The following is a 25,870-nucleotide window of genomic DNA, read 5'->3' as shown; positions in this document are numbered from 1 at the left end:
TCTCCCTTACACCTTTTCTATATTAACCAGGAACGCTTTGAACTCAGGCGTTTGTGTGTTCGCATCACCAACAAATGGTGTCAACGTATTGGCAATAAAGCCTTTCTTCGCAGCCCCTTCAAAGCCCCAATGAATCGGAATACCGATAGTATCTACTTCACGACCGTGTACATTCAGGGTACGAATACGTTTGGTGACAACCGCTTTCGCTTTGATGTAACCACGATTAGAGCTAACTTTGACGGTATCACCGTGTTTGATGCCTTTCTTTTCCGCCAGTTTTTCACCGATTTCCACAAACTGTTCAGGTTGGATAATCGAGTTCAACAATGCATGTTTTGTCCAATAGTGGAAATGCTCCGTCAAGCGGTAAGTCGTTCCTACATAAGGGAATTTATCTGCCTTACCCATTGCTTCAAAGTCGCTTTTGAACACTCGGGCTGCTGGGTTGGATACCACATTCGGATGCAACGGATTGGTCCCCAATGGTGTTTCAAAAGGCTCATAGTGTTCAGGGAATGGCCCTTCAGCCATCTTATCAATAGCAAACAGACGCGCCATACCTTCCGGTTGCATGATAAAGGGACCAACATCCGTTTCCGGCGCAGCCACGCTGTAGTCAGCAGTATCGACACCACCCCACTTAATACCATCCCACGTCAGTAACTGACGTTTTGGGTCCCACGGTTTACCCTGCGGATCAGCAGATGCGCGATTGTACAGAATACGACGGTTTAACGGCCATGCCCATGCCCAACCTAGCGTATTACCCAATCCTGATGGATCAGCGTTATCACGACGGGCCATCTGGTTACCTTCCGGCGTCCAGCTTCCGGCAAAGATCCAACAACCACTGGCGGTAGTGCCATCATCACGTAGCTGCGCAAAAGAGGTTAATTGCTGACCTTGTTTCACGATGACGTTGCCATCAATATCAATCAGATCAACCAGCGCCCGGCCATTACTCTCTTGAGCCACCTCTTCTGATGTGGGGTTGTGCGGGTTGAAATAATCCCAAGTCATGTTCAGTACCGGCTCTGGTGATGAACCACCTTCAGCGCGGTACATATCCCGCATACGTTTGAAGATGCCGGAAAGGATCTCGCCATCACCGATGGCTTCTCCCGGCGCATCGGCCCCTTTCCAGTGCCATTGCAACCAGCGACCAGAGTTAACAATTGAACCGTTTTCCTCTGCAAAACAGCAACACGGTAGGCGGAAAACTTCTGTCTGAATTTTGGATGAATCGACTTCGTTAAATTCACCGTGGTTCTGCCAGAAAGTTGAAGTTTCAGTATTAAGCGGATCGATCGTGATCAGGAATTTCAGTTTCGACAGTGCATCAACGACTTTATTTTTATTCGGGAAAGAAGCTACCGGGTTAAAGCCCTGACAAATATAGCCATTCACTTCACCTTTCGACATCATGTCAAAAAATTGCAGAACATCATAACCTTTGTCCCACTTCGGCAGCCAGTCAAAACCCCAGTCGTTATCTTTACGGGCATTATCTCCGTAGAAACTCTTCATCAGACTGATAAAGAATTTTGGGTAGTTACCCCAATAGTTAACTTGACCCGGCCGCATTGGTTTTGGTGTATTTGCTTGGAGATAAGTTTGCAAATCAGCCTGTTTCTCTGAGGGGAGCGTCAGATATCCCGGCAAGCTTTGCGACAATAACCCCAAATCAGTTAATCCCTGAATATTCGAGTGACCACGCAATGCATTAACCCCGCCACCTGCCATCCCCATATTGCCCAACAGTAGCTGGATTATTGCCATAGTTCGGATGTTTTGTGCACCCACTGAGTGTTGAGTCCAACCCAGTGCGTACAGGAAAGAAGCGGTCTTATCCTTAACACAAGTTTCTGCAATATATTCACAGACTTTCAGGAAATCCTCTTTTGGCGTACCGCAAATATTACTGACGACATCGGGCGTGTAACGACTAACATGCTCTTTTAATAAATTCCATACACAACGTGGATGTTTAAGTGAGACATCACGTTGAGCAAAGCCGTTTTCATCCAGTGCATAGTTCCAACTGGTTTTGTCGTATTGACGTTTTTCTGCATCGTAACCGCTGAACAGGCCATCATCGAACGAGTAATCTTCACGCACGATCAGACTGGCGTTGGTATACGCCTCAACATATTCATGATTAATCTTATCGTTGGTCAATAGGTATAAAATGACACCTGACAAGAAGGCAATATCAGTACCAGAACGGATTGGAGTATAGAAATCCGCCACAGATGCTGTACGGGTAAAACGCGGATCAATCACGATTAACTTAGCGTTATTATGGATTTTCGCTTCCATTGCCCAACGGAATCCCACTGGATGCGCTTCGGCAGCGTTACCACCCATAACGACGATCAGATTCGCGTTCTTGATATCAACCCAATGGTTGGTCATCGCACCGCGACCAAATGTTGGAGCAAGACTTGCTACCGTTGGTCCGTGTCAGACACGTGCTTGGTTGTCTACGGCGAGTATGCCGAGAGCGCGACTAAATTTTTGCGATAGATAACCTGTTTCGTTACTGGCAGCAGATGCACACAGCATACCGGTCGTCAGCCAACGATTGACTGTTACACCCTCTTGATTGGTTTTAATGAAATTAGCATCACGGTCTGCTTTCATTAGTTTGGCAATGCGATCAAATGCCTCATCCCAAGTAATACGTTGCCATTTGTCAGAACCTGCTGCACGGTATTCTGGGTATTTCAGGCGGCTTTCGCTATGAATAAAATCCACCAAGCCAGCCCCTTTAGGACAGAGTGCGCCACGGTTTACCGGGTGATCAGGATCACCTTCAATATGGAAAATAGTTGCTTTCGCATTTTTTGCGCCATCGCCAAGGCTGTACATCAACAGCCCACAGCCGACAGAACAGTATGTACAGGTATTTCGGGTTTCACGTGCACGCAACAATTTATAATTACGTGTTTGTGCAAGGGCTGCGGTTGGTGAAAAGCCCAATGCTGCCACCGTCGTACCTGCCATACCGCCAGCGCAGATCTTAAAGAACTGCCTTCTGCTGACTTGCATGGGAATCTCCTCACTCACATTGTTTTAAACAATACCCATTCCATCATGGGAAAAATTTCAAATGTGTTCTTTCTTATTAAAACCACTTTCCGTAGCGGGATCAGATTTATTGCCTGACAAATAGTATAGACTCTTTTTTCCGCACAATTATTGTGCCGTAACACTATTAGGAACTCATCTAATGTATAACGTAAAATCAGGGAAGTTGTTACCATTTGGTGTGATTGAGGGTGCAAAAAGAACGAACGTGCAACAAAAACACTATCCCGACATATTAAAAGCTGATTGGATTGCAGAAGAAGTTCCTGTTGCTTTAGTTTATAACGGTATTTCGCATGTTGTGATGATGGCAAGTCCCAAAGATCTCGAATATTTTGCTATTGGGTTTTCACTTTCCGAAGGCATCATTGAATCTCAACATGAGATTCGTGGTATTGATATTGTCGCTCATTGTAGCGGTGGAATTGAGTTGCAAATAGAACTTTCTAGCCGCCGTTTTGCGGGTTTGAAAGAGCGCAGACGTAATCTGGCGGGACGAACAGGTTGCGGTATCTGTGGAACAGAACAACTTTCTGATATTTTTCGCCCGATCACCCCGTTGCCTTTCACTCAAACCTTTTCATTAAGCCAGCTTGATCATGCTCTCTCCCAACTGACTAGCGTCCAAGATATCGGTGCATTAACAGGTTGCACTCATGCAGCAAGTTGGATTAATCCAGAAGGTAAATTATTGGGCGGATGTGAGGATGTAGGTCGGCATGTTGCACTGGACAAGATGCTAGGCATGAAGGCAAAAATAGGCTGGCAGCAAGGCGCTGTTCTGGTATCCAGCCGCGCCAGTTATGAAATGGTACAAAAATCAGCCACCTGTGGGGTTGAGATTTTATTGGCTGTTTCAGCAGCAACTTCATTGGCGGTAGAAATCGCTGACCGATGTCATTTAACCTTGGTTGGTTTTTGTAAACCCGGAAAAGCGACGATTTATACCCATGCTGAGAGATTAATAAGTTAAGTGAGCCAGAAATATGCAGTATCAAGAGTTCCCATATTCCCCGCTGTGATTAAGATGAAAAGTTTATTTTCATCTTAAATCAACAGCGATTGTCTCAATAATGCTAAATCACGCATGCAAGTTGTGAAACATCCATAAGTTGGGTTCAATGTAATGAGCCATTTGTTGTTGTATATCCACCTCTAGCGGCACTATACCCGTCATCTTTCAAGTTGCCTCTTTGTTGGCTGCACTCGCTCACCCCGGTCACATAGTTACCTATGCTCCCGGGGATTCACTCCCTTGCCGTCGCGATGCATCTTGAAATCCATTGGGTATATTTATGGACATAAATAGATAATATGTTTTAAGTAATTGTTACTAATAACTAAATAAATTTTATATTTTAATTAATTTCTTAACTTAAATTTTTATTTATCTTACACTGATAACATGCCGTTGAAAATACAATAAAATCGACTCACTGTGTATCCCTGTAGGGCTATTTTATTTGCTGTTGTTTATTATAAAAGTATGTTTGGGAAGTAATCGGATAAAAATGTTGGCTTTTTCATTCATTTTGGTTTTCTTCATGAGGCTAATTTCATGAATACATAAATTTTTTCCATGAGTTTTCATATAGCTTGACAACAATGGTTACATGTCATTGTTTCATACAGAGATTATCATCGCTCTATGACCGATAAATTGGAGATCAATCACGTTGGTATCACATAATTGATACAGGTTAACTTTTATTGAACCCGATTAATGTTAAAGTATAAGTATTTCTTATGTATGTAAATTCGGCAATAATTGCTGCAAGTTTTCATTCCTAAGCGATTTATCTGTTTCTTTTCCAATTTGATATGACTATGGCTGATATTTAGGCCGGTAAGGGGAGAGCCTGATGGCGGGTTTACTACCGATTACTGTAATTGGTGCGGCGGCGGGAGATATTATTCTTAGTTTGCCGAGGCTTCCCCGGAGTGGAGCAGATCAGGAAGCTAAAGAAATTGATCGGCAGATTGGTGGTTCTGGTTTTAATGTTGCTCGGGCTTTGGTTCGCCTACAAATCCCTGTGATTAATGGTATACCGGTTGGTAATGGATACTGGGGGGAGCAGATCACCAAAGAGATGCAAGACCTTGGGCTTGAGGTCACATTGACCCATTCATCTCTTGATAATGGTTGGTGTTTGGCAATGGTTGAACCGGACGGTGAAAGAAGTTTTGTCTCCGTAAGTGGTTGTGAAGTTGACTGGAGTACGGCAATGCTCTCTTCTATTGTTTTGCCGGAAAGGGGGTATATCTACTCCAGTGGTTATGTTATGGCGAGTAAATCGACGGCGATTTTGTGTAATTGGTTACTGGCGTCACCATACGGGCAAACGTTATTACTGGATTTTGGCCCACGTTTACCAGAAATAGATTCCGCTTTTCTTAATGCATTACCTGCTGACCGGACCATGCTGACATTGAACCGTGATGAAGTTGCTATATTGTGCGGAGAAGGTGATCCTGTCGCCCAAGCTAGCCGTTATTCCAGCGAAAGAAAAATCACTATTATCTGCCGGTTAGGTTCACAGGGTACGTGGATATGTCTGCCTTATCGTGAGCCAGAATATGTTGCTGCTTATAAAGTGAAAGTGATGGATACCATCGGCGCTGGTGATGCCCATAGTAGTGGCATGCTTGCGGGATTATCTCAGGGAATGTCGTTGAGAGATGCTGTTGAACTTGGTAATCGTGTTGCTGCTATTGTCGTCAACCGTTCTGGTGCTGCTGGTGCACCAACAATAAAAGAACTAGAGGAGTTTTGTTTGAATAATTATTTTCAGACTCTGCGCCTCTTAGATTTTAAGGGGCGTAGTTAAAATGAGTGCATTACTTCCAGGTTGGAAACGCAAAACGGCTTTATTTTTATCAGCTCAAACCATTTCTTTGCTAGGTTCTTCCATTGTCCAGTTCTCTATCGTCTGGTATATCACCCTGAGTACTTCATCGGGAGAAATGCTGGCTATTTCGGTACTCTGCGCATTTCTTCCTCAGGTATTGATCTCTTTATTTGCGGGGGTTTGGGCGGATACTTACAACCGTAAGCTGCTCAGTATTGCCTCTGATGCGTTAATTGCATTAGTCACTCTTAGTTTGGCAATCTCTTTTATGTTCGGATTTAAGAGCATTGAGTTGTTATTTGTCGCACTGATTGTCCGCTCGTTCGGGACGGGCATCCAGATGCCGGCTGTTAATGCTATTATTCCGCAACTCGTGCCGAAAGATAAATTGCTGCGGGTCAATGGTATTAATACTTCTTTGACTTCACTGATGATGTTGGCATCTCCTGCTATCAGTGGCTTTTTATATTCTCAAACTTCAATGGAAAATATTTTTTTAGTAGACGTAACGACTGCTATTATCGGCATCAGCATTGTTGCGTTTATCCCTATTCCTAAAATTGCTTCTGATTCCATGCCGGATAATAAATTTCAGGCAATCTTAGCGGGTTTCCGTTATCTGCAAGAGAATAAATTAATCAGAAATCTTTTGATTTTTCTGATTTGTGTCTGCTTTTTGATTAGTCCGGCTGCATTTTTGACACCTTTATTAGTTAATAGAACATTTGGGGAAGAGCCGTGGCGTTTAGCCATTAATGAAATGACATTTAGTGCTGGCGCGGTTTTAGGTGGATTGCTGATTTCTTTCTGGGGTGAGTATAAAAATAAAATGCGTATAACGGCGATAGCTTGCGCGTTTTTTGGCATATTTATGATCGCTCTTGGTAATGCCTATTGGTTCCCACTTTATTTAGTACTCAATGTCTTTTTAGGTGTGGTAACACCTTGTTTTAACGCACCGATAACAGCGGTTTTTCAGGAAAGAGTCGAACCTGAGATGATGGGCAGGGTATTTAGTTTAGTTCAGATCGCTTTGTCTTGCTCTCTGCCATTAGGAATGGTGCTGTTTGGCCCAATTGCTGACTATATTAGTATTCAATCTCTTTTAATGGTATCTGGTGGATTGATATTACTGACTGGCGCGCTGTTTTTTATGTTTAACGGAGAAGGCAGCCGAGAAAGTAGCAGCGTAGTTTAATCAGGCTTAATGTTGCCTAGTTATGCGATAAGCGCAGCGCCGTGAATGGGTTTCCATATGTCGATTCTATCGACATATGGCTAGTACATGTCGAAATTTTTCGATTTTATCGACATGAAACCTTTACGTGTCGATAAAAATAGGAAATATAAACATGACACGCAAATGCACCTTTTAATGCTATTACTGGCATACAACGATAAAAGGCTAAACGTAATTTGTAGAAGTAACTTGTTCTTTGTTTTTTATGATGGTGGAACTAGTACTTTCCGGTTGCCATTACTATCAGGCATACTGATGATACCAATGGTTTCCATTTGTTCAATAATACGTGCCGCTCTGTTATAGCCAATCCGGAATTGACGTTGGACTTCAGATATTGATGCTCGTTGCTTTTCTATGACAAAAACGACAGCCTGCTCAAATAGTGAATCAAGCTCTTCATCCTCAAACTCCGGTGCTCCATAATCATTCGCAGAAGTAATCTTAATATATTGAGGTTGGCTATATTTTTGCCACTCTTGTACTATAGAGTGTATTTCCTGTTCATGAACTAAAGCACCGTGTAAACGAAGCGGCTCAATCAAGTGAGGCGCCACGTAAAGCATGTCTCCTACAGGCAGCAATTCAGCGCCATTCTGGCCTGAGATAATATGTGAATCAGTTTTGTCGAATACCGAAAAAGCAATCCGTGTGGGGATGTTACTTTTAATCAGGTTGGTTATGATATCAACTGAGATATATCGGGTAGCAAGCACTAGATGAATACCAGCAATATGAGCTTGTTGAGTGAGGGATACGATCAATGCTTCGGCTTCTTTACCCACTTTAAGCATCAAATCGGAAAATTCATCGATAACAACAATAATATTGGGTTGTTGCATCAACATTGATGATGTCGTATCTGTTCCATCAGAGGGGATCCAGAAAGGATTAGGGATAGGATGTCCCAGATCTATTGCTTGTTGTACACGCTGGTTATACTCAATTAGGCTACGTACGCCAAGTGCTGATATCAGTTTATAACGCCACTTCATCTCATTGAGGCACCAGTGTAACGCGTGAACAGCTTCTTCCGTATTGCTAATGACTCTTGTTAGTGAATGGGGTAGTTTTTCGTAAACCGAAAGTTCCAACATGTTCGTATCAATCATGATAAAGCGAACGTCTATAGGAGTGGCTTTGTACAGTAGGCTAAGAATCATGGCATGAATAAACGTAGACTTCCCCGATCCTGTAGCTCCCCCAATTAATAAGTGTTGCATATCAGTTAGAGTTGTAATGACGGGGTTTCCAGAAATATCTTTGCCCAAAGCTATTGCCAGATGAGAATCGATTTCTTTAAATTGAGCGTAATCTAATACAGTACGTAAGTAGATGGTATCACGACAATTTCTAAGCACATTTAAGCCAATATAGGGTGTCCCTGGTATGATTGGCACAATCTGTATAGTAGATGCAGAGAGTGAGCGTGTTATATCGTGAGATAAATTAATAACCTGGGAAACTTTAACGCCGGGTGCTGGAAGTAAATCAAAATGAATATACGCTGGTCCTGGAGATATATTTTCTACATGAACCATGATGTCATAAGCAGCCAGACATGATTCTATTAATTCAGCCATTTTAGCTAGTTCTAAACTGGCTACCTGAGGCACACTTATAGGCGGAGAGAGTAATAAATCAAATGTTGGAAATTTATTTATCATAGTGTTAGGCATAAATTCCTCTGTTCTGACATCTAGGAGACTTTACTCTAATCTAGAGAGCATTCAAGATATTGTGTTGCTTAAAAGTTTCTTACAATAAGTATAGTCACTTCGTCGGTATAGCATTAAAAATAAGTAGCTACTGCGACAATAGTAAATTTTAACAGCGTAACTAATTGATATTTATTAATTATGTTAATTATTCATTATTTTTGTACTTAGGGAAGTGAGGGGGAGTTTTTTTAGATAAGAGAAACACTATAGATTTTTTAACTGATTGGGGGTAACTTATCAGAATGATTATAATGCGATGGTGATAAAATATGTCTTTGGATGTGGCTTATAGCATTGAATTAAATGAGTATATCGACCCTGATCGAGCTTATGATTTGTATTGGTCTGGATTAATTACTAATAAAAAATTATTTATGTGTCCTGGCGAAGATTGTCTTGCACAGGTTACTTGCGCGAATCTTGATGAAGATATGCAGAACATGCGTGTAGTTCCTCATTATCGCATTTATGGTAAACATCATCCTAATTGTGAAATAGAGAGAAAAGTTCCTCTTAAAATATTAAGTGTCATTGAAAATGCTAAGCAAGGAGAGAAAAAGACACTTGATCAGTCGATAGTTGATTCTTTTATACTTCACCGGCCGGATAGTTATTATGAATCTAAGAAGAAGGATGATACTAAAAGTCATGGGAATAAGCAGAATAAATATCTATCAAAGTCATACGCTCTTAATCTGAAAGAAATCGGTAATATAGGGAAAGTCTATTCAGTTAGAACTATCGTAAGTCGTTATATAAGGTATATTAAGGATGATACGTTAATAAATAGGAAGTTGAATATATCTGGAATGGATATACCATATCCTGGGGTGTTTAAATGTATTTGGGAGCAGAAAATAGATTCGTTGCCAGAGTATGGAATTATATATTATGGTTGGGCTTATATTGATAAGTATGAAGGTAAAGGATATCGTATTAAATTTAAAAAAAAGATAAAAAACTCACATGGTGAATTGCTACAAACAACTTGTTTTATATCCCAAAAGCTAATAGATAAATATCATGTAAAAAAACTTGTCATCAAGAGGTTGTCAAAAATAATACAGACACAAAAATCTACAGCATTTGTCTTTATTTATGGTCGGCCTGAAATAGTTAGATCGAAAATCAATAATAAAGAGTATGTTAATTTCTATGTTGATAACTTAGACTATATTGATATTAATGTGGATAATCCTATTCCTAAAAGAAAAGTTTAAATTTAAGTACGGGAAAAACAGGGTTACTTAGCTGAGTGAACCAGTGTTTTCTACCAACTGCCGTAAATGTTGTGCCAGCTGGCTGATGCTTTTTTCACCAGTAGCGACATCTACAGTTAGATTTTCCAGTGTATTGTCGTTATCGAAGATTTGTATGCCATTACGATGAAGTATACAATTGTGGGATGCGATAATTTCCTGAGCATTCACCCAAATCATCGGTAAGTTAACGCCTCTACAGTATACCTATGGCGCTGCATAATGTGATCAAATTAGGTATCCAGTTTAGCATTTCGATAATTCTCATATTCAACTTTGCTAATTACCACAGCGGCGCTGCCGTTTCTGCGGGTGATTTCAACCGGCTCACCGTTGACAGTTGTGTCCAACACAGTTGAAATATTAGCTCTGGCTTGGGTTGATGTGTATGTGCGCATGTTGCTTATCTTGAGGTGTTTGGTTATCAATGTTCACTCTGGAGTAGTGAGATTCTCACAATACAAATCAATGAGATACTGGATATCTACTCCATGCGTTAATGATACGCTTTTGGCAGCTACATGCGGGTATTTGCGGATACGTGATCGCCATAATAATCGGGTTATTCCCCCATAGATAAACCAGGCTAAGAAATTATTGCGGTTTCTTTTGGTGGTATAGATAAGTGGTTTACAAAAAAAATCCAAATAGAACTCAGTGTTATTTATAGAACGATAAAATCGGAGCCGTCTAAATGGGCAAGAAAAATTTTCTGGTTATCAATGAGTAATATGGTCAGAACTGTATGTAATTCGCGGAGTTCAACTTTTAAGTTACATATAAAAACTGACGAAAAAATCGAATTAATTCCTTCTGCATTAGTTGTCTTTAAAAAAAACCTTATTAAAAATATTGAAAACATAAAAGAACAAAAAGAATTACTAAAATCATTAGGAATGATAAAAAGATCAAAATCAGAGAGTAAAGTAGAAATTTGGCATGCTGATACATCAAATCTTTCTAAGAAAACTTCTTTATGCGATTTACTTGTTAGTTCTCCTCCTTATGGTGATAATCATACAACCGTTACTTATGGTCAGTATTCATATCTTCCATTAATGTGGATTGATAGATCTGATATAGATCAATTAAAATTTAATGACCTGCTTGAGAATAAGAGTTCTATTGACTCAAAAAGTTTAGGTGGTTCATTAAAAGATGCGAAAGAAAAATACGAATTCATTAAGAATAAGTCATTATCTTTAGTTGAAACCGTAGAGTTAATAAGTTTAGTTAATGAAAAAAACATAAAGAAATTGATTTCATTTATCTATGACTTAGATAAAGCATTGGACAATACATTGTCTAATCTTAGAAGTAATGCATATATGATATGGACTCTGGGAAATCGCAGAATATCCAATATAGAAATACCATTAGATAAGATCATGAGAGAGCTATTGGAGCATAAAGGTTGCAAATATATTTATCAACTTGATAGGGAAATTCATAATAAAAGAATGGCAAAACGTAATCGTGTTGCTGATACGATGGATAAAGAATTAATTTTAATTATGAGAAAATGTTTAGCTAAAAGCTAACAGGAGTAATTTTATGACCTCAATTGGTTTAAGGTTTGATGGACGAATAATAGACGAACTATCAATTAAGATTCCTTCTAATATATTTGCTCTCAATGAGCTAACAAAGAATTCTTATGATGCCTTTTCAAGGAAGATAGATATAAAGATTGATACTCAAAAGTGTTTATTAACTATTAGTGATGATGGTTTAGGAATGGATTATGAAGATGTTAAAAAATTGTTTCATATTGCTAGTGCTACAGCCGTACTTACTTTTTTCAACAGAAAAGACACCCATAGAAAAGCTTAATTCATGCGGTTTCTCAGAGTTGTGAGCATCAAGGAAAATGCAACTTTCTGGTATCTACGGCTGTAGTACTAGTTTTTGTAGAGAAACCGTCAAGAATGAAGTACACCCCAAGTATGTGCAGTAATGAAATTATATGAGACCTTGTGGTGTTAAAAAAGTCCGCAATTACGCGGACTTAGTGGCAATGGTGAAATGTTATGAGACTTTATGAATTTGTCTGAAACCTTACTCAATATTCTGAATCTGCTCCCTCATCTGCTCGATTAGCACCTTCAATTCAATAGCGGAGTTAGTGATATCGGCGTTGATAGATTTGGAGGCAAGTGTATTAGATTCGCGGTTGAATTCCTGCATCATAAAATCCAGGCGGCGGCCGACCGCTTCTTTTTTCTTTAGAATATTACGGGTTTCTTTGACGTGGGCATCGAGACGATCTAACTCTTCTGCCACATCAAGACGTTGAGCCAGTAAAACTAACTCTTGCTCAAGACGGTTATTTTCGAGCTGTACTTGTGCTTCTTCTAATTTGGTTTGCAGGCGTTCCCGCTGCCATTGCATGATTTCAGGCATTTGTTGGCGAACTTTCCTGACTTCTTCGATCACCGCGTCCAAACGTTGTTCAATCATAATTTTGAGTGCATTGCCTTCGGCTTCACGGCTTTGAATAAAGGCATCCAGTGTTGTATCCAGTTCTTGCAACAATTGAGTGCTGATAGCATCTAAGTCTTGCTCTTCTGCTGCCATAACGCCAGGCCAACGCAGAATATCAACAGGATCGATTTCACCTTCGTTGCTCTGTTGTTTGACCCAGTTCGCTGCATTGACTAGCTGTTTTGCTAAAGTTTCATTCAGGATAAGTTCGCCTTGAGAGCGTGAGTCCAGTTCAAAACGTAAGTTGCACTCAACTTTTCCGCGAGTCAGACGGGAACGAATTCGTTCACGGATCACCGGTTCCAAGCTTCTGAATTGTTCTGGTAGGCGGATATAAGTTTCTAAATAACGCTGATTAACGGAGCGCAGTTCCCAAGCCGCATTTCCCCATTCACTTTTGATATCTCGCCGTGCAAAAGCAGTCATACTACGGATCATGATTCGTTCCCAATTTAAACAAAAGATTAAGAGATTATAACGCTCGTTGTAGATGCAGGATAGGAATTAGCTCTGTTAGGCCGTATAATGCGCCCCCAATAATGATTTAACAACGGAGATAACACTATGCGCCCAACAGGAAGAGCGGCAGAACAAGTGCGTCCTATCACTATAACCCGTCATTATACTAAGCACGCGGAAGGTTCGGTTCTAGTAGAGTTTGGCGATACTAAAGTGTTATGTAATGCCTCCGTTGAAGAAGGCGTTCCTCGTTTCTTGAAAGGTCAGGGGCAGGGCTGGGTGACGGCTGAATATGGCATGTTACCGCGTTCTACTCATACCCGAAATGCCCGTGAAGCAGCTAAAGGCAAACAGGGCGGCCGTACGATGGAAATCCAGCGTTTAATTGCCCGTTCGCTACGCGCCGCTGTTGATCTGAAAAAACTGGGTGAATACACCATTACACTGGATTGTGATGTTATTCAGGCTGATGGCGGTACCCGTACAGCTTCTATTACGGGTGCTTGTGTCGCGCTAGTTGATGCGTTGAATAAAATGGTTGAAGCAGGCAAGCTGAAAGAGAGTCCTCTGAAATCAATGGTTGCTGCGGTCTCTGTTGGCATTGTGGATGGTGAAGGTCGTTGTGATCTGGAATATGTGGAAGATTCCACCGCTGAAACTGATATGAACGTCGTGATGATGGAAGATGGCAGGATGATTGAAGTGCAAGGCACTGCGGAAGGCGAACCATTTAGTCATGATGAGTTGTTATCCTTATTGGCCCTTGCCAAGGGAGGATTAGAGGATATTTTTGATGCGCAGAGAAATGCGTTAAAACAAAATGCATTAAAATAATAAATTGATCAGGCGACGTGATAGTCGCCTTTTTTATGCCTGTTGTATGACGATAACTATGACTCAAAAAGAGGAGAGACACCAATGAAAGCCTATCAGCGCGAATTTATCGAGCTTGCGCTAAAAAAACAGGTACTGAAATTTGGGGAATTTACCCTGAAATCAGGACGTAAAAGCCCGTATTTTTTTAATGCCGGGCTGTTTAATACTGGGCGTGATTTGGCGTTAATCGGGCATTTTTATGCAGCAGCATTGTTGGATAGCGGTATTCAGTGCGATTTGTTATTCGGACCTGCTTACAAGGGTATTCCAATTGCAACGACAACGGCAGTGGCACTGGCAGAGCATCATGATATTGATATGCCATATTGTTTTAACCGTAAAGAAGCTAAAGATCATGGTGAAGGTGGTACTTTGGTTGGTAGCCCACTTAAAGGTAATGTTGTTCTGGTTGATGATGTTATTACCGCAGGTACAGCTATCCGTGAATCGATGGAGATTATCAAGCAGCATAGTGCGACACTTGCCGGCGTGATGATTTGTCTTGATCGTCAGGAACGTGGGAACGGTGAAATCTCGGCAATTCAGGAAGTTGAAAGGGATTATGGTTGCAAAGTGTCTTCTATTATTACCTTGAATGATTTGATTAATTATTTGAGTGGTCAGCCAGAGATGAAAGCTCATCTGGATGCAGTAAAAGCCTATCGTGTGCAGTACGGTATCTGATAGATAAGCTTCAAAAAAAAGCCCTCGCCCAATAACGGGCGGGGTGAGTAGTAGAATAACTTATTGTAGCTGAGCCAGTAATAATGGCCAGCGTGCTTCAAATTCCTGGGTTGGACGATAGTGGAACTCAGAGCGTACAAAACGTGAAAGCATCCCTTCACAAAATGCGAGTAACTGAGAAGCTAATAACGATTCATCATAACTGAAACCTTGCCCATCACGTAATTTTTTCTCTTTTAAAACTTGACGGATCTGTACTTCAATTCGTTCAAATAATTGATTTATGCGCCCTTGCAGCCGGTTTTGTTCAAACATTAGAGCATGACCGGTCATGATGCGGGTCAGACCTGGGTTTTTTTCTGAAAAACCCAAAATCAGGATCAATATCAGGCGAATACGAGTTATGGTATCTTTTTCATCTTGCAGGATCAGGTTAATCCGTGAAATTAATGAATCTTCAATGAACTCTATCAGGCTGTCAAACATCCGGGTTTTACTAGGAAAATGCCGGTATAGGGCAGCTTCGGAAACGCCTACGTTGGCGGCTAGTTTAGCAGTAGTGATTCGATGGCTACCATCACTGGATTGCAACATATGCGCCAGCGCCTGCAAGATCTCTTCGCGTCTGTTTCTTTTCTTTGTATTTTCGTTTTCTGCCATGTCTGACAAGACCTTTGTTAAGAACAGCAAAACAAACAAATCAGTAATTCTTTGCTCAATGGCATTTTGAGCAAAGAATATGATAATGGGTTATACCCGCCATCTTTCAAGTTGCCTCTTTGTTGGCTGCACTCGCTCACCCTGGTCACATCGTTATCTATGCTCCCGGGGATTCACTCCCTTGCCGCCGCGATGCATCTTGAAATCCATAGGGTATAAACGGTATGGTCTTACAGAGATTTATTGGCGACCGGAATGACCAAAACCACCGCTGCCTCTTTCGCTGGCTTCAAAATCTTCTACCAGATTAAATTGGGCCTGAACGACGGGTACAAAAACCATCTGAGCGATACGTTCGCCTGGTTGGATAGTGAAAGCTTTATCACCACGATTCCAGACGGAAACCATTAGCTGACCTTGGTAATCAGAATCGATCAAACCCACTAGATTACCCAGAACGACACCATGTTTATGTCCAAGGCCTGAACGGGGCAGAATAACGGCTGCCAGTTGTTCATCACCAATATGAATAGCAAGCCCGGTTGGAAGCAGTTCTGTTTGTCCTGGAGCCAGTTCTACCGCATTGTCCAGGCAAGCGCGTAAATCTAAACCTGCGGAACCCGGTGTGGCGTAAGTTGGCAAAGGAAATTCCTTCCCGATACGTGGGTTAAGAATTTTAACGTCGATTTTTTTCATCATAGCGTCTGACTATCTCGTCTAATAAATGGTGGCTGAGTAATAACTTATTACTATGAGGTAAGCGGATTTCTCCCTCATGCCAGAACAAATGTAATGCATTAGTATCGCTGTTAAAGCCGTGGCCAGTTAGGGATACATCGTTTGCACAAATCAGATCCAAATGTTTTTGGTTCAGTTTTTTTCGTGCGTATTCTTCCACATTCTGGGTTTCAGCCGCAAATCCAACCACAAAAGGGCGGTTTTCTTGCATTGCTGCTACATTGGCAACAATATCCGGGTTTTTGATCAGGGTAAAAGTGATCTCATCACCCTGTTTTTTAATTTTTTCTGAGGCAATCTGTTTAGCGCGATAGTCTGCAACCGCAGCACAACCAATGAAGATATTCTGTGAACCTGCTATTGCTTGTACTTGTTCGTTCATTTCCAGAGCGCTGGTGACGTCGATTCGTTTGACTCCCGGGGGTGTCGGTAAATTAACGGGGCCAGTGATCAGGGTGACTTCTGCACCACGTGTTGCCGCAGCTTGGGCGATAGCAAACCCCATTTTGCCGGAGCTGTGATTACTGATAAAGCGGACGGGATCCAGCGCTTCACGGGTTGGTCCGGCGGTAATAGCAAGTTTTAGGTGAGCTAAATCTTGGCTTGCTTGAAAATGTTGTTCAGCGAGTTCGACAATCGCCATGGGATTTAGCATCCTGCCGGGACCAACGTCACCACAAGCTTGGCTGCCGTTGTCCGGTCCCCACAGGAGAACGCCCCGTTCTTCAAGGCGCTTGAGATTATGTTGCGTCGCTTGAGCTAGAAACATTTGTTGATTCATTGCGGGTACGGCGGCAATTGGGGCTGGGGAGGCCAAACAGACAGTTGTTACGAGATCATTTGCCATACCGACTACCAGGCGTGCCAGTAAATCAGCGGTAGCTGGGGCGAGAATAATCATATCAGCCCATTTGCCAAGTTCAATATGCCCCATGGCAGCTTCTGCTGCCGGATCTAACAAGTCATCGGAAACGGGATAACCAGAAACCGCCTGCAACGTCATTGGTGTAATAAACGCTTCTGCTGCTGGTGTCATCACTACACGTACTTGTGCGCCGCGATCACGCAGGCGGCGTACTAGCTCGGGAGTTTTGTAAGCGGCTATTCCTCCGCTGATACCGAGCACAATCTGTTTGCCGGAAAGTCCTGCCATCATGATTGTCCGAATATTAAGTTGCAAGGGGCCAAGATTTTATCACAAGAAATTACAGAGTTGAGCAGAGTCTGAGCTTTGATTGTAAAAAAGGATAAGTTTGCGAGCGGCTACGCAGCTCCTGAATATGATATTCGCCCTGATGTTTAAGGCATGGAATACTGTTTGTATCAGGTGAAATAGGGCAGGGAGATGAATATATGGGAGTTGATGTTGCTGAAAATACAGGAGAAATATATTCAAATTTAGCTCCCAGAGAAAAATTGTTGGCTTATGGTTCGGTTTCTCTGACAGATGCTGAGTTACTGGCTATTTTTTTACGTACCGGGACCAGAGGACTTCCTGTTTTACGAATGGCTGAATTTCTACTGAAAGAATTTGGATCTTTGTACCATTTGCTCTCTGCTGATTATGACACTTTTTGTTCTCATAAAGGGATGGGATTGGCTAAGTATGCACAATTACAGGCTATTGCAGAACTGGCAAAGCGTTTTTTTTCCAGCCAATTCATGCATGAGGATATTATGAGTAGTCCAAGTGTGACTCAAGAGTATTTGCAAAACCTATTATCAGGGCGCGATAGAGAAATATTTGTTGTGTTGTTTCTCAATAATCAAAATAGAGTCATCTGTCATGAGGAGATGTTTAAAGGCACCATTAATAAAGTTGAAGTCCATCCTCGTGAAATTGTCCGATCAGCGATAAAGGTGAATGCTTCATCCGTTATTTTGGCTCATAATCATCCATCAGGTCATGCAGAACCAAGTTTGGCAGATAAGATTGTTACAGATAAAGTAATTGATGCCTGTAATTTGGTTGGTGTAAAAGTGCTGGATCATCTGGTTATTGGCCGGCAATGTTGTGTTTCATTTGCTGAGCGAGGATGGATTTAGCTAACTTTTTCAAGATCCTTATGGATCTTTGGTTGTGCGGGACTTGAGCGTCAGCGATTGAGGGCGTATACTACGCCACCTTTGAGGATCTTTGGTTTGGCGAGAAGAGCCTATCTCAGCACATTTTCTGAGTAAATGTGAGTCTTTTCAGTGGAATTTGCTGAGATAGGCTCCTAAGCCTGACGAGGCGGCCATACCCAATACAAAGCTCGAGCTGATTTGATTTTTGGAGAATAGACATGTCCCGAGTCTGCCAAGTTACTGGCAAACGCCCGATGAGTGGTAACAACCGCTCTCATGCATTGAATGCGACTAAGCGTCGTTTTCTGCCTAACCTGCATTCCCACCGTTTCTGGGTTGAGTCCGAGAAGCGTTTTGTGACTCTGCGTGTATCTGTTAAAGGTATGCGTGTGATTGATAAGAAGGGTATCGATGCAGTTTTGGCTGAGCTTCGTACCCGCGGTGAGAAGTACTAAGGAGCTGAAAAATGGCTAAAGGTATTCGCGATAAAATTAAGCTAGTTTCTTCGGCTGGTACTGGTCACTTCTATACCACTACGAAGAACAAGCGTACTATGCCTGAGAAACTGGAAATGAAAAAATTTGATCCAGTTGTTCGTCAGCATGTTATGTATAAAGAAGCCAAGATTAAATAATTTTGGTTGATTTGATAAAAACCCGGCCTAGGCTGGGTTTTTTGTTGTCTGAAGAGTTTTAACAGATATTCACTGATTCTTCTCTACATTTCATATATATACCCTATGGATTTCAAGATGGAGCGCGACGGCAAGGGAGTGAATCCCCGGGAGCATAGATAACGATGTGACCGGGGTGAGCGAGCGCAGCCAACAAAGAGGCAACTTGAAAGATAACGGGTATATCCTGTTATTCGTAGACGTAAGATACGGTTTCGCTATACTAACGCTTTCCGGTAGGCTAGATATGAAACCGAAATGGCTAAAGAAAAACTAAATATTTTACATACAGAATCATCTTGTGGTTGGGGTGGTCAGGAGATCCGAATCCTGACGGAATCCCAAGGAATGATAAAACGTGGACACAAGGTGGTTATTGTCTGTTGTCCTAGTTCTAATATCTACCGTGAAGCAAAATCTTATGGTGTGCCGGCCGTAGCCCTGCCGATTGAAAAAAAGCGGCGGTCCTGCTTTCTTGCTATGCGTCGTTGGTTGAAAAAAGAAGGCCGTCAATTTGACGTTATTAATACACATAGCTCGACGGATGCATGGTTGGTTGCTGTGGCTTGTGCAACGTTAAGGCATATGCCGCCAATGGTTAGAACCAGGCATGTTTCTACTCATGTTTCTAATTCAATATCAACTCGTTGGTTGTATTTGAAAGCGTGCCAGCATATTGCGACTACAGGCGAAAAACTACGCCAACATCTGCATGCCGATAATCGTTATCCATTACAGCATATGACATCAGTGCCTACCGGCATCGATTTAGATCGTTTCCGACCGGAAGATAAGAAAGTTTGCCGTCAGCGGATTGGGATTCAAGATAAACCGACATTAGGTGTCGTTGCGACCATGAGAACCTGGAAAGGGCATCGCTATCTGTTGGAAAGCTGGAAAGTTCTGCACCAGAAATATCCTGATTGGCAACTTTTGTTTGTTGGTGATGGTCCACAACGTAAGTCATTGGAACCTTTAGTAAAGCGAGAAGGTTTGTCAAACAGTGTCATTTTTTTAGGTAACCGTCAGGATGTTCCTGATTGTTTGAATGCGATGGATTTATTTGCATTACCTTCTTTTGGTAATGAAGGCGTGCCACAAGGCATTATGCAAGCAATGGCGTGTGGGATACCTGTTGTATCAACCTCCGTTGGTGCAATTACCGAAGCGGTAGTTGATGGTGAAACGGGTTATATCGTGGAACCCAGAAATACAGAGTTATTGACGAAAAGTTTAGAGTTATTGATTCATAATAATGAACTGCGTTTGCAATTCAGCCATTCTTCATTAGAGCGTGCAATGGCTTTATTTGGCATGGATAAGATGTTGGATAAAATGGAAAATATCTTTTTTCACAGCATTAAAGGTAAAAAACGTTAACATTATTTAGGATTTATTCTGGTCCTTATTCTTCGGCTTATGGTTTTAGGTAATGTTCAACTTATTGATATTAAATTACTTTAAAGTTAATTATTAGTTAAATCACCTTGTTGTGGTCAATCGTATACAAAATGGTTTTTTGTATATTTTGTTGAATTTTATGGCAGATTAATTAGATAATTGTCTTATGCAGATCAAAAATATTCTGGTCATTGTTATAGCACGTTTCGGTGATACCTTATTGGTAACGCCGGTGATTCGTGCTTTAAAGCAGAAATGGCCTGGTGCGAATATTGATGTTATGGCTCATAAAAGGACTAAACAGATCCTTGAAAATATAAGTGATATCAATAAATTGACTGCTTTTTCGAAAGGTAAGGCAAACTGGTGTGGTTGGTTTACCCGTAAACATTATGATCTGGCTTTAGTATATAGTGACGATAAACCTTTATTGCAGTATGCGAAACGTAAATCACACTTAACGGTTTCATTTTCAGATAAGTCCGCGTTGCAATCTGATTGGCTGACTGTGGAAAAGCCAAAGATGTTGATGCCTGCTCAACAGGAACGGGCCATGCTTGCTAGCGCGGTAGATGTTGAGGTCAATGACTGGCGGTTGAATTATTGTGTGAGTGAACAGGAGTTACACTTTGCTGATGGTTTTATACGGCAGTATCATTTAGAGAACAAGCTCCTGATTGGTTTTCAGTTACAAAGTTTCCCGGCAAAAGCTTATCGTGATTGGCCGGTTGAACATTTTTACCAATTAGCGCAACACATTTGTAGCCGTTATCCCCAGTCACATATTATGTTATTAGGCAGTGTTGACGGTAAAATTGCTGCACAGTCACTGGCAAAAAGGTTAGGGGCTGAAAAGTGTACTTCATTGGCTGGTAGACTGACAATGCGACAGAATGCAGCAATAATGAGTCAACTTGATTTGTACATTGGTGTTGATACAGGGCCGACCCACTTAGCCGGCGCATTAGGTATCCCGATGGTTGCTATGTATCATAGTTTCCACCCAGGCCGCTTTTTGGCACCTCAGCAGCATTCTCATTTGGTGGTTATTGAACATCCGGTTCACTATATGCAAGCCACACGCAAAGACTCGATGTCTGCAATATCTGTTGAACAAGTCTGGCAGGCAACGCAAAAGTTACTAGAAACTAAGTTGTCAGGAAGAAAAGATGAAAATAGGTTTGGTTGATGTCACGGTAACTATGTCTTACGGTGGTATTCAGACGGCAGTCTGGGAACTTGCGAAAGCGTTGACTGATGCCGGTCATGAGATCCATATTTTTGGTGGAAAGGGTAATGTTCAACCAGAACTCAATGGGAGAGCAATTCAGGTTCACACTTTTCCATTTATTCCCAGGGAGAAAGTCATTAACATTGGTCGACGTTTTCAACGTATTATTGAACGTTACTCATTTGCTCGCCATGCTCGCGATACAGTTGTTACTGAGGATTTTGACTGGGTTATTCTGACTAAACCATTTGATTTTTTCTGGCCTCGAATGATGCCAAAAGAGAGCCGCACTAAATTTTGCTATATGAGCGGTGGCACCAGTTTTTTCAAGGGTGACAGAAAGCTGAGTAAGCGAATTTCAGCTTGGGTGGCATGCAGCCATTTTAATGCCTGGCAGATTCAGCACCATTTTAAACAATTCCCGAAGGTGATTTACAATGGTGTTGATATTAATAAATTCAGGCCGATAGACTCTTCTGTCAGAACGCGTCTTGGGATCAGTGATAAAACATTTTTGCTGACCTTTGCCGGCAGGTTGGTTGGCTGGAAAGGCATGCATGTTGCTATTGATGCAATGGCTCAGCTACAGGATAAAGATGTTAAATTGCTGATCATCGGGTCAGGTGAAGATCTGAAACGCTTAGAAAAGCGGGTTGCGCTATTACGGCTGGAAAAACAGATAATTTTCCATCCACCGGTAGGACATGATCAGTTGCCTGAATATTATGCTGCTGGTGATGCCGGGATTTTCCCCAGTATTGGTGATGAAGCGTTTGGTATCACAATTGCGGAAGCGATGGCGTGTGGCAGACCGGTGATTGCTAGTTATATTGGAGGCATACCTGAAGTTGTCGGTAACGAAAATAATTCGGGTATTTTAGTCACGCCAGGCGATGCTTCAGCAATTGTCGATGCGGTTAATTTTTTATTGTCTCAACCAGACAGGGGGCCAAAAATGGGAAAAGCAGCTCGTCAACGGATTGAAACAATGTATACCTGGGAGCATTCGGCAAATCGTTTACTGAAAGCGATAAATAATGAAGATTGCTTATATTGATCCCTATCCGGTTCCTGATTATCGGGTAGCATCATTGCAAATTTTGCAGAATGTTGATGCGTTTGCTCGCCAGGGAGCCTACGTATATTTGGTTACGCCTGAAGGTAAAAATACCGCAGAAGAGATCTTGGGGCGCTCATTATCACCATCAGTTAGACTGATATCTTTACGCAATATCCGGCGTAAATGGTATTTTCCATTCAATACCCAAAAAATGTTCTATTTCCAGGTTTCCCATTGGTTGAAGAGAAATGGGGTAGATGCCGTTTTTACCCGTAATCTGAAAATGGCAAAGTATTTATTGTGTGAACATCCAGAAATTCCGCTATTTTTTGAAAGTCATGAGATTTTTGCCCAATCATTTAAAGAATCGCATGATTTAAGTGAAAATAAAAATCAGCGTAAATATCAGAGGCTAAGAGAAATTGAACACTTTGTTTATCGCCAGTCCAGGATTATTTTCGTTCTGACGTCGTTACTCAGTGATGATATTATTAGTGAATATAATGTCAGTACGCCAATAGTTATTGCGCCAGATGGTGTGGATATGTTGGCAGTCGAGTCGATGTCATTAGATAAACGTGTATCAGACGATGGTGAATTACCAACTCAGATCCTTTATTTGGGCAGCTTGCATCGTTGGAAAGGTGTTCCAACGGCGATCAAAGCGATGGCTTATCTTGAGAATGCAGTATTGAATATTGCTGGTGGTGAACCAGGGCAAATTCAGCAATTGCGGCAGATTGCTCAGCAAATGGGGGTTGGCGATAAAATCAATTTTCTTGGGTTTATTCAACCTAAATTACGTTTTCAGATAATTGCAGATAATGATATTTGTCTGTTGCCATTAACTAAAACCAGCATTGGCAGTCGCTATACTTCGCCACTAAAATTATTTGAATATATGGCGATGGATAAGCCTGTGGTTATCTCTGATTTTCTTTCTATTCGTGATGTGGCTGATGAAAATGCGGTCAGTTTTGCTGACAGTGAGAATGCAGAAAGTTTTGCTCAACAGATTCAGTTACTGAGGGATAATCCAGAAAAAGTTAAGTCACAAGTTAGTTATGCAAAAATGTTGGTGACAGAGCGTTTTAATTGGGAGCAGAGAGCAAAGCTTATTATGCAGACAATATCAAAGGATATTTCTGCATAATAATCGGTTTGATAATATATTAATCGTTTTTCTGCTGATATAGAGCAATCATCAGACCGAATAGAATACCTATTTCATTGATATAGGTATTTTCAAAGGCTCCTCGGACAATAAACAATCCGATAAATCCCGTCAGTAGAATAATACTGGCTTGCTTTATTACACCATTGTTACGGCTAATAATATGGCTACCCGTGTACAGCGCTGAGAAGGTCATCAGCAAAGTGGTAATCAAACCAATGATTCCACCAGCAAACCAGAGTGCCAGAAAGATATTGTGGGGGCCGATGGATGTGCGATATATCCAGTCTGGATAGTCGGCAACTCGTTCATTGTAGACCTGATGATAGACTTTATTGCCATAACCGTAGCCTTTGATTGGGTTCTCTAAAATCAACTCAAAAGCAGCCCCTTGTGTACCATTTTTATAACGATGGCTGCTATCAGTTTGAGTAAGTTTCCAAAATAATAATTTAGTATTTTCATTAGTTATGATCGTAGTGTGAGAAAGTACAACTGAAAAACTAAGGATTAAACTCGCTATTATGGTCAGCTTCCATTCTCGATTAATGATGATGATAAAAGCAGTGATGACGGCAATGGCGACCCAAGCGCCACGAGCTAAGGTACCTAATAACAAAAACAGACTGATAGCGGAAGCAACAGCCAGTATCAGCCAACTCACTAAGGTATGTTTCTTCCACAATGCCCAAGTACAAAGTAAGACCGGAAAATAGAAAATAAAACCGTAAGAAAATTCTCGGTGGTTGAAGTTAGTAAAAGGCATTTCACCTTTATTGTAGTTAATAATGTATTTACCAATATCAGTTAGGCATATTGCCAGCATACCAATGGCAAATGAGTACAGAATCATTTTGGCAATACTTTCTTTATTTTCTTTGTACAGCACCACAGGAAAAGTAAAACTGAACAATAATAGCCCATTTAAGATAGGTTTATTCATCTCTTGAAAACTCAATGCAGGATTGACGGAAATTGCTACTGAATAGAACATTGCTACGATGAATAATAAAATGGATAGAAACAGTGAATTACGCATGGAGCGCATCACTTGACGAAAATCTGTCACTAGATAGGTTAGTGCTGTAATGCTAATAAGCACGATAACCAGATTTTTATATCTCGTTATATCAGGTAGATAAACAAGGGCTATATAAATCCCAATGATGGATAAATTCCATAATGACCTTTTATCACGACTTTTAATATTAAACATATTCATAAATCTGCTTTCATTTCTGTTGAGTTTAGTTGGAAATAATACATGAAAAGATTATCTTAATCTGCTCAGATGCAATAGAGTTTAAGCAATATACATAGTTAGGAGTTATCACCATGCCAGAACTACCAGAAGTAGAAACCAGCCGGAGGGGAATAGAACCACATCTGGTAGGGAATGTGATCCAGTATGCGGTTGTCAGGAATGGTCGGCTACGTTGGCCGGTGGCGGAAGAAATTATGAAGTTGAGTGACCAGCTTGTGCTTAGCATTCAACGCCGGGCCAAATATTTGCTGATTGAACTGGCAAGTGGTTGGATTATTGTCCATTTGGGGATGTCGGGCAGCTTGCGTATCTTGCCAGAGGAACGCCCTGCGGAGAAACATGATCATGTGGATTTAGTGATGGCAGATGGTAAGGTTTTGCGTTATACCGATCCCAGACGATTTGGTGCGTGGTTATGGAGTGATGATCTCGAACGGTGCTCGGTATTGGCTCATTTAGGGCCTGAGCCACTTTCTGATGATTTTAATGGTTCTTATCTCTACACCCGATCCAGTAATAAAAAAACCTTGATTAAACCCTGGCTAATGGATAATAAACTGGTTGTTGGCGTTGGTAATATCTATGCAAATGAAGCGTTGTTTACTGCCCATATTCAGCCGGATCGTCCCGCGCATACTTTAACTGAGCGTGAAGCTAATTTACTGGCGGAAACGATTAAGAAGGTTCTACAACGATCTATTGAGCGGGGTGGTACGACACTCAGAGATTTCCTGCAATCTGATGGTAAACCGGGCTATTTTGCTCAGGAATTGTTTGTTTATGGCAGAGCAGGAGAACCATGTCGAATTTGTGGTGGAAAAATAGAGAGTATTAAGCTTGGGCAGCGCAGTACTTTCTTTTGCCGTCACTGTCAGTATTAGTGATATCGGATAGTTAGGGGAGGCGTTGCATAGGGAATATTCTACTGTGTGCCGCC

25 protein-coding genes and 2 pseudogenes are annotated in these 25,870 nt (G+C 41.4%); 17 read left to right on the top strand and 10 right to left on the bottom strand.

Annotated elements, in window-relative coordinates; translation table 11 throughout:
• Positions 1–6: 6 nt before the first annotated feature.
• Entirely contained in the window at positions 7–3,054 is a 3,048-nt protein-coding gene (gene fdnG, locus AAC155_RS08775; RefSeq protein WP_146748074.1) for a formate dehydrogenase-N subunit alpha, read from the bottom strand.
• Between the two features lie 181 nt (positions 3,055–3,235).
• Between fdnG and fdhD the strand changes: the two genes are divergently transcribed.
• From fdhD to AAC155_RS08760, 3 genes are all read left to right on the top strand, one after another.
• Positions 3,236–4,066, top strand: a complete 831-nt coding sequence (gene fdhD / locus AAC155_RS08770) for a formate dehydrogenase accessory sulfurtransferase FdhD (RefSeq protein WP_113041830.1) — start codon at positions 3,236–3,238, stop codon at positions 4,064–4,066.
• 889 nt (positions 4,067–4,955) lie between these two features.
• The gene (locus tag AAC155_RS08765) at positions 4,956–5,921 is read left to right on the top strand and encodes a carbohydrate kinase family protein (protein WP_113041829.1); all 966 of its coding nucleotides are present in this window, start codon (positions 4,956–4,958) and stop codon (positions 5,919–5,921) included.
• A 1-nt stretch (position 5,922) separates the two neighbouring features.
• Entirely contained in the window at positions 5,923–7,140 is a 1,218-nt protein-coding gene (locus tag AAC155_RS08760; RefSeq protein WP_113041828.1) for an MFS transporter, read from the top strand.
• 245 nt (positions 7,141–7,385) lie between these two features.
• Here the strand turns inward: AAC155_RS08760 and AAC155_RS08755 are convergent, their stop codons facing one another.
• The gene (locus AAC155_RS08755; protein WP_113041827.1) at positions 7,386–8,861 is read right to left on the bottom strand and encodes a DNA translocase FtsK; all 1,476 of its coding nucleotides are present in this window, start codon (positions 8,859–8,861) and stop codon (positions 7,386–7,388) included.
• A 311-nt stretch (positions 8,862–9,172) separates the two neighbouring features.
• Between AAC155_RS08755 and AAC155_RS08750 the strand changes: the two genes are divergently transcribed.
• Positions 9,173–10,123, top strand: coding sequence for a hypothetical protein (locus AAC155_RS08750; protein ID WP_113041826.1), 951 nt, complete (start codon positions 9,173–9,175; stop codon positions 10,121–10,123).
• 27 nt (positions 10,124–10,150) lie between these two features.
• Here AAC155_RS08750 and AAC155_RS08745 read toward each other — a convergent pair.
• Both AAC155_RS08745 and AAC155_RS08740 read right to left on the bottom strand, forming a co-directional pair.
• A pseudogene (locus tag AAC155_RS08745) lies at positions 10,151–10,294 on the bottom strand (type II toxin-antitoxin system death-on-curing family toxin); the annotation flags it as partial.
• Positions 10,295–10,395: 101 nt separating this feature from the next.
• Complete coding sequence (locus AAC155_RS08740; protein WP_113041824.1) at positions 10,396–10,560, bottom strand: type II toxin-antitoxin system Phd/YefM family antitoxin; 165 nt, start codon at positions 10,558–10,560, stop codon at positions 10,396–10,398.
• Between the two features lie 198 nt (positions 10,561–10,758).
• Between AAC155_RS08740 and AAC155_RS08735 the strand changes: the two are divergent.
• Both AAC155_RS08735 and AAC155_RS08730 read left to right on the top strand, forming a co-directional pair.
• Positions 10,759–11,703 (top strand): annotated as a pseudogene (locus tag AAC155_RS08735) (site-specific DNA-methyltransferase); the annotation flags it as partial.
• Positions 11,704–11,716: 13 nt separating this feature from the next.
• A complete protein-coding gene (locus AAC155_RS08730) occupies positions 11,717–11,995 on the top strand; it encodes an ATP-binding protein (protein WP_113041823.1) in 279 nt (92 codons plus the stop codon).
• Between the two features lie 225 nt (positions 11,996–12,220).
• Here AAC155_RS08730 and AAC155_RS08725 read toward each other — a convergent pair whose 3' ends face one another.
• A complete protein-coding gene (locus AAC155_RS08725) occupies positions 12,221–13,084 on the bottom strand; it encodes a YicC/YloC family endoribonuclease (RefSeq protein ID WP_113041822.1) in 864 nt (287 codons plus the stop codon).
• Between the two features lie 126 nt (positions 13,085–13,210).
• Between AAC155_RS08725 and rph the strand changes: the two genes are divergently transcribed.
• Positions 13,211–13,939 (top strand): ribonuclease PH, encoded by a 729-nt coding sequence (gene rph, locus AAC155_RS08720; protein ID WP_113041821.1) that lies wholly within the window; start codon positions 13,211–13,213, stop codon positions 13,937–13,939.
• 84 nt (positions 13,940–14,023) lie between these two features.
• Positions 14,024–14,665 (top strand): orotate phosphoribosyltransferase, encoded by a 642-nt coding sequence (gene pyrE / locus AAC155_RS08715; RefSeq protein ID WP_113041820.1) that lies wholly within the window; start codon positions 14,024–14,026, stop codon positions 14,663–14,665.
• Between the two features lie 60 nt (positions 14,666–14,725).
• On the opposite strand, the gene slmA is transcribed toward pyrE, so the two are convergent.
• The 4 genes from slmA to coaBC all read right to left on the bottom strand — a co-directional run bounded on the left by slmA (position 14,726) and on the right by coaBC (position 17,219).
• On the bottom strand, positions 14,726–15,325 hold the full coding sequence (gene slmA / locus AAC155_RS08710; RefSeq protein ID WP_112877832.1) for a nucleoid occlusion factor SlmA: 600 nt from the start codon (positions 15,323–15,325) through the stop codon (positions 14,726–14,728).
• 17 nt (positions 15,326–15,342) lie between these two features.
• Positions 15,343–15,474 (bottom strand): hypothetical protein, encoded by a 132-nt coding sequence (locus tag AAC155_RS08705; protein WP_262405130.1) that lies wholly within the window; start codon positions 15,472–15,474, stop codon positions 15,343–15,345.
• 91 nt (positions 15,475–15,565) lie between these two features.
• On the bottom strand, positions 15,566–16,024 hold the full coding sequence (dut, locus tag AAC155_RS08700; protein ID WP_113041819.1) for a dUTP diphosphatase: 459 nt from the start codon (positions 16,022–16,024) through the stop codon (positions 15,566–15,568).
• Positions 16,002–17,219, bottom strand: coding sequence for a bifunctional phosphopantothenoylcysteine decarboxylase/phosphopantothenate--cysteine ligase CoaBC (coaBC, locus tag AAC155_RS08695; protein ID WP_113041818.1), 1,218 nt, complete (start codon positions 17,217–17,219; stop codon positions 16,002–16,004). The genes dut and coaBC overlap by 23 nt, the downstream gene beginning before the upstream one ends.
• A gap of 197 nt (positions 17,220–17,416) precedes the next feature.
• On the opposite strand from coaBC, the gene radC reads away from it, so the two are divergent.
• The 8 genes from radC to AAC155_RS08655 all read left to right on the top strand — a co-directional run bounded on the left by radC (position 17,417) and on the right by AAC155_RS08655 (position 23,648).
• Positions 17,417–18,109: a RadC family protein gene (gene radC / locus AAC155_RS08690; RefSeq protein ID WP_088372679.1), complete on the top strand. Its 693-nt coding sequence runs from the start codon at positions 17,417–17,419 to the stop codon at positions 18,107–18,109.
• Between the two features lie 239 nt (positions 18,110–18,348).
• A complete protein-coding gene (rpmB, locus tag AAC155_RS08685; protein ID WP_011148921.1) occupies positions 18,349–18,585 on the top strand; it encodes a 50S ribosomal protein L28 in 237 nt (78 codons plus the stop codon).
• An 11-nt stretch (positions 18,586–18,596) separates the two neighbouring features.
• Positions 18,597–18,764: a 50S ribosomal protein L33 gene (gene rpmG, locus AAC155_RS08680; RefSeq protein WP_010847629.1), complete on the top strand. Its 168-nt coding sequence runs from the start codon at positions 18,597–18,599 to the stop codon at positions 18,762–18,764.
• 166 nt (positions 18,765–18,930) lie between these two features.
• Positions 18,931–19,080 (top strand): hypothetical protein, encoded by a 150-nt coding sequence (locus AAC155_RS08675; protein ID WP_158536525.1) that lies wholly within the window; start codon positions 18,931–18,933, stop codon positions 19,078–19,080.
• On the top strand, positions 19,062–20,183 hold the full coding sequence (locus AAC155_RS08670) for a glycosyltransferase family 4 protein (RefSeq protein WP_113041817.1): 1,122 nt from the start codon (positions 19,062–19,064) through the stop codon (positions 20,181–20,183). Before AAC155_RS08675 ends, AAC155_RS08670 begins: the two co-directional genes overlap by 19 nt.
• 187 nt (positions 20,184–20,370) lie before the next feature.
• Positions 20,371–21,393, top strand: coding sequence for a glycosyltransferase family 9 protein (locus tag AAC155_RS08665; RefSeq protein ID WP_113041816.1), 1,023 nt, complete (start codon positions 20,371–20,373; stop codon positions 21,391–21,393).
• Complete coding sequence (locus tag AAC155_RS08660) at positions 21,374–22,492, top strand: glycosyltransferase family 4 protein (RefSeq protein ID WP_113041815.1); 1,119 nt, start codon at positions 21,374–21,376, stop codon at positions 22,490–22,492. Before AAC155_RS08665 ends, AAC155_RS08660 begins: the two co-directional genes overlap by 20 nt.
• A complete protein-coding gene (locus tag AAC155_RS08655; protein WP_113041814.1) occupies positions 22,473–23,648 on the top strand; it encodes a glycosyltransferase family 4 protein in 1,176 nt (391 codons plus the stop codon). The genes AAC155_RS08660 and AAC155_RS08655 overlap by 20 nt, the downstream gene beginning before the upstream one ends.
• A 19-nt stretch (positions 23,649–23,667) precedes the next feature.
• On the opposite strand, the gene rfaL is transcribed toward AAC155_RS08655, so the two are convergent.
• Positions 23,668–24,885: an O-antigen ligase RfaL gene (rfaL, locus tag AAC155_RS08650; protein ID WP_113041881.1), complete on the bottom strand. Its 1,218-nt coding sequence runs from the start codon at positions 24,883–24,885 to the stop codon at positions 23,668–23,670.
• A gap of 119 nt (positions 24,886–25,004) precedes the next feature.
• On the opposite strand from rfaL, the gene mutM reads away from it, so the two are divergent.
• The gene (gene mutM / locus AAC155_RS08645; protein WP_113041813.1) at positions 25,005–25,814 is read left to right on the top strand and encodes a bifunctional DNA-formamidopyrimidine glycosylase/DNA-(apurinic or apyrimidinic site) lyase; all 810 of its coding nucleotides are present in this window, start codon (positions 25,005–25,007) and stop codon (positions 25,812–25,814) included.
• Positions 25,815–25,870 lie beyond the last annotated feature (56 nt).

Origin of the sequence: Photorhabdus sp. HUG-39 (assembly GCF_963878365.1) — a bacterium.
Classification (GTDB): Bacteria; Pseudomonadota; Gammaproteobacteria; order Enterobacterales; family Enterobacteriaceae; genus Photorhabdus; species Photorhabdus kayaii.
The sequence above is the reverse complement of the archived record's forward strand: the minus strand, read 5'-3'. Positions and strand labels throughout refer to the sequence as shown.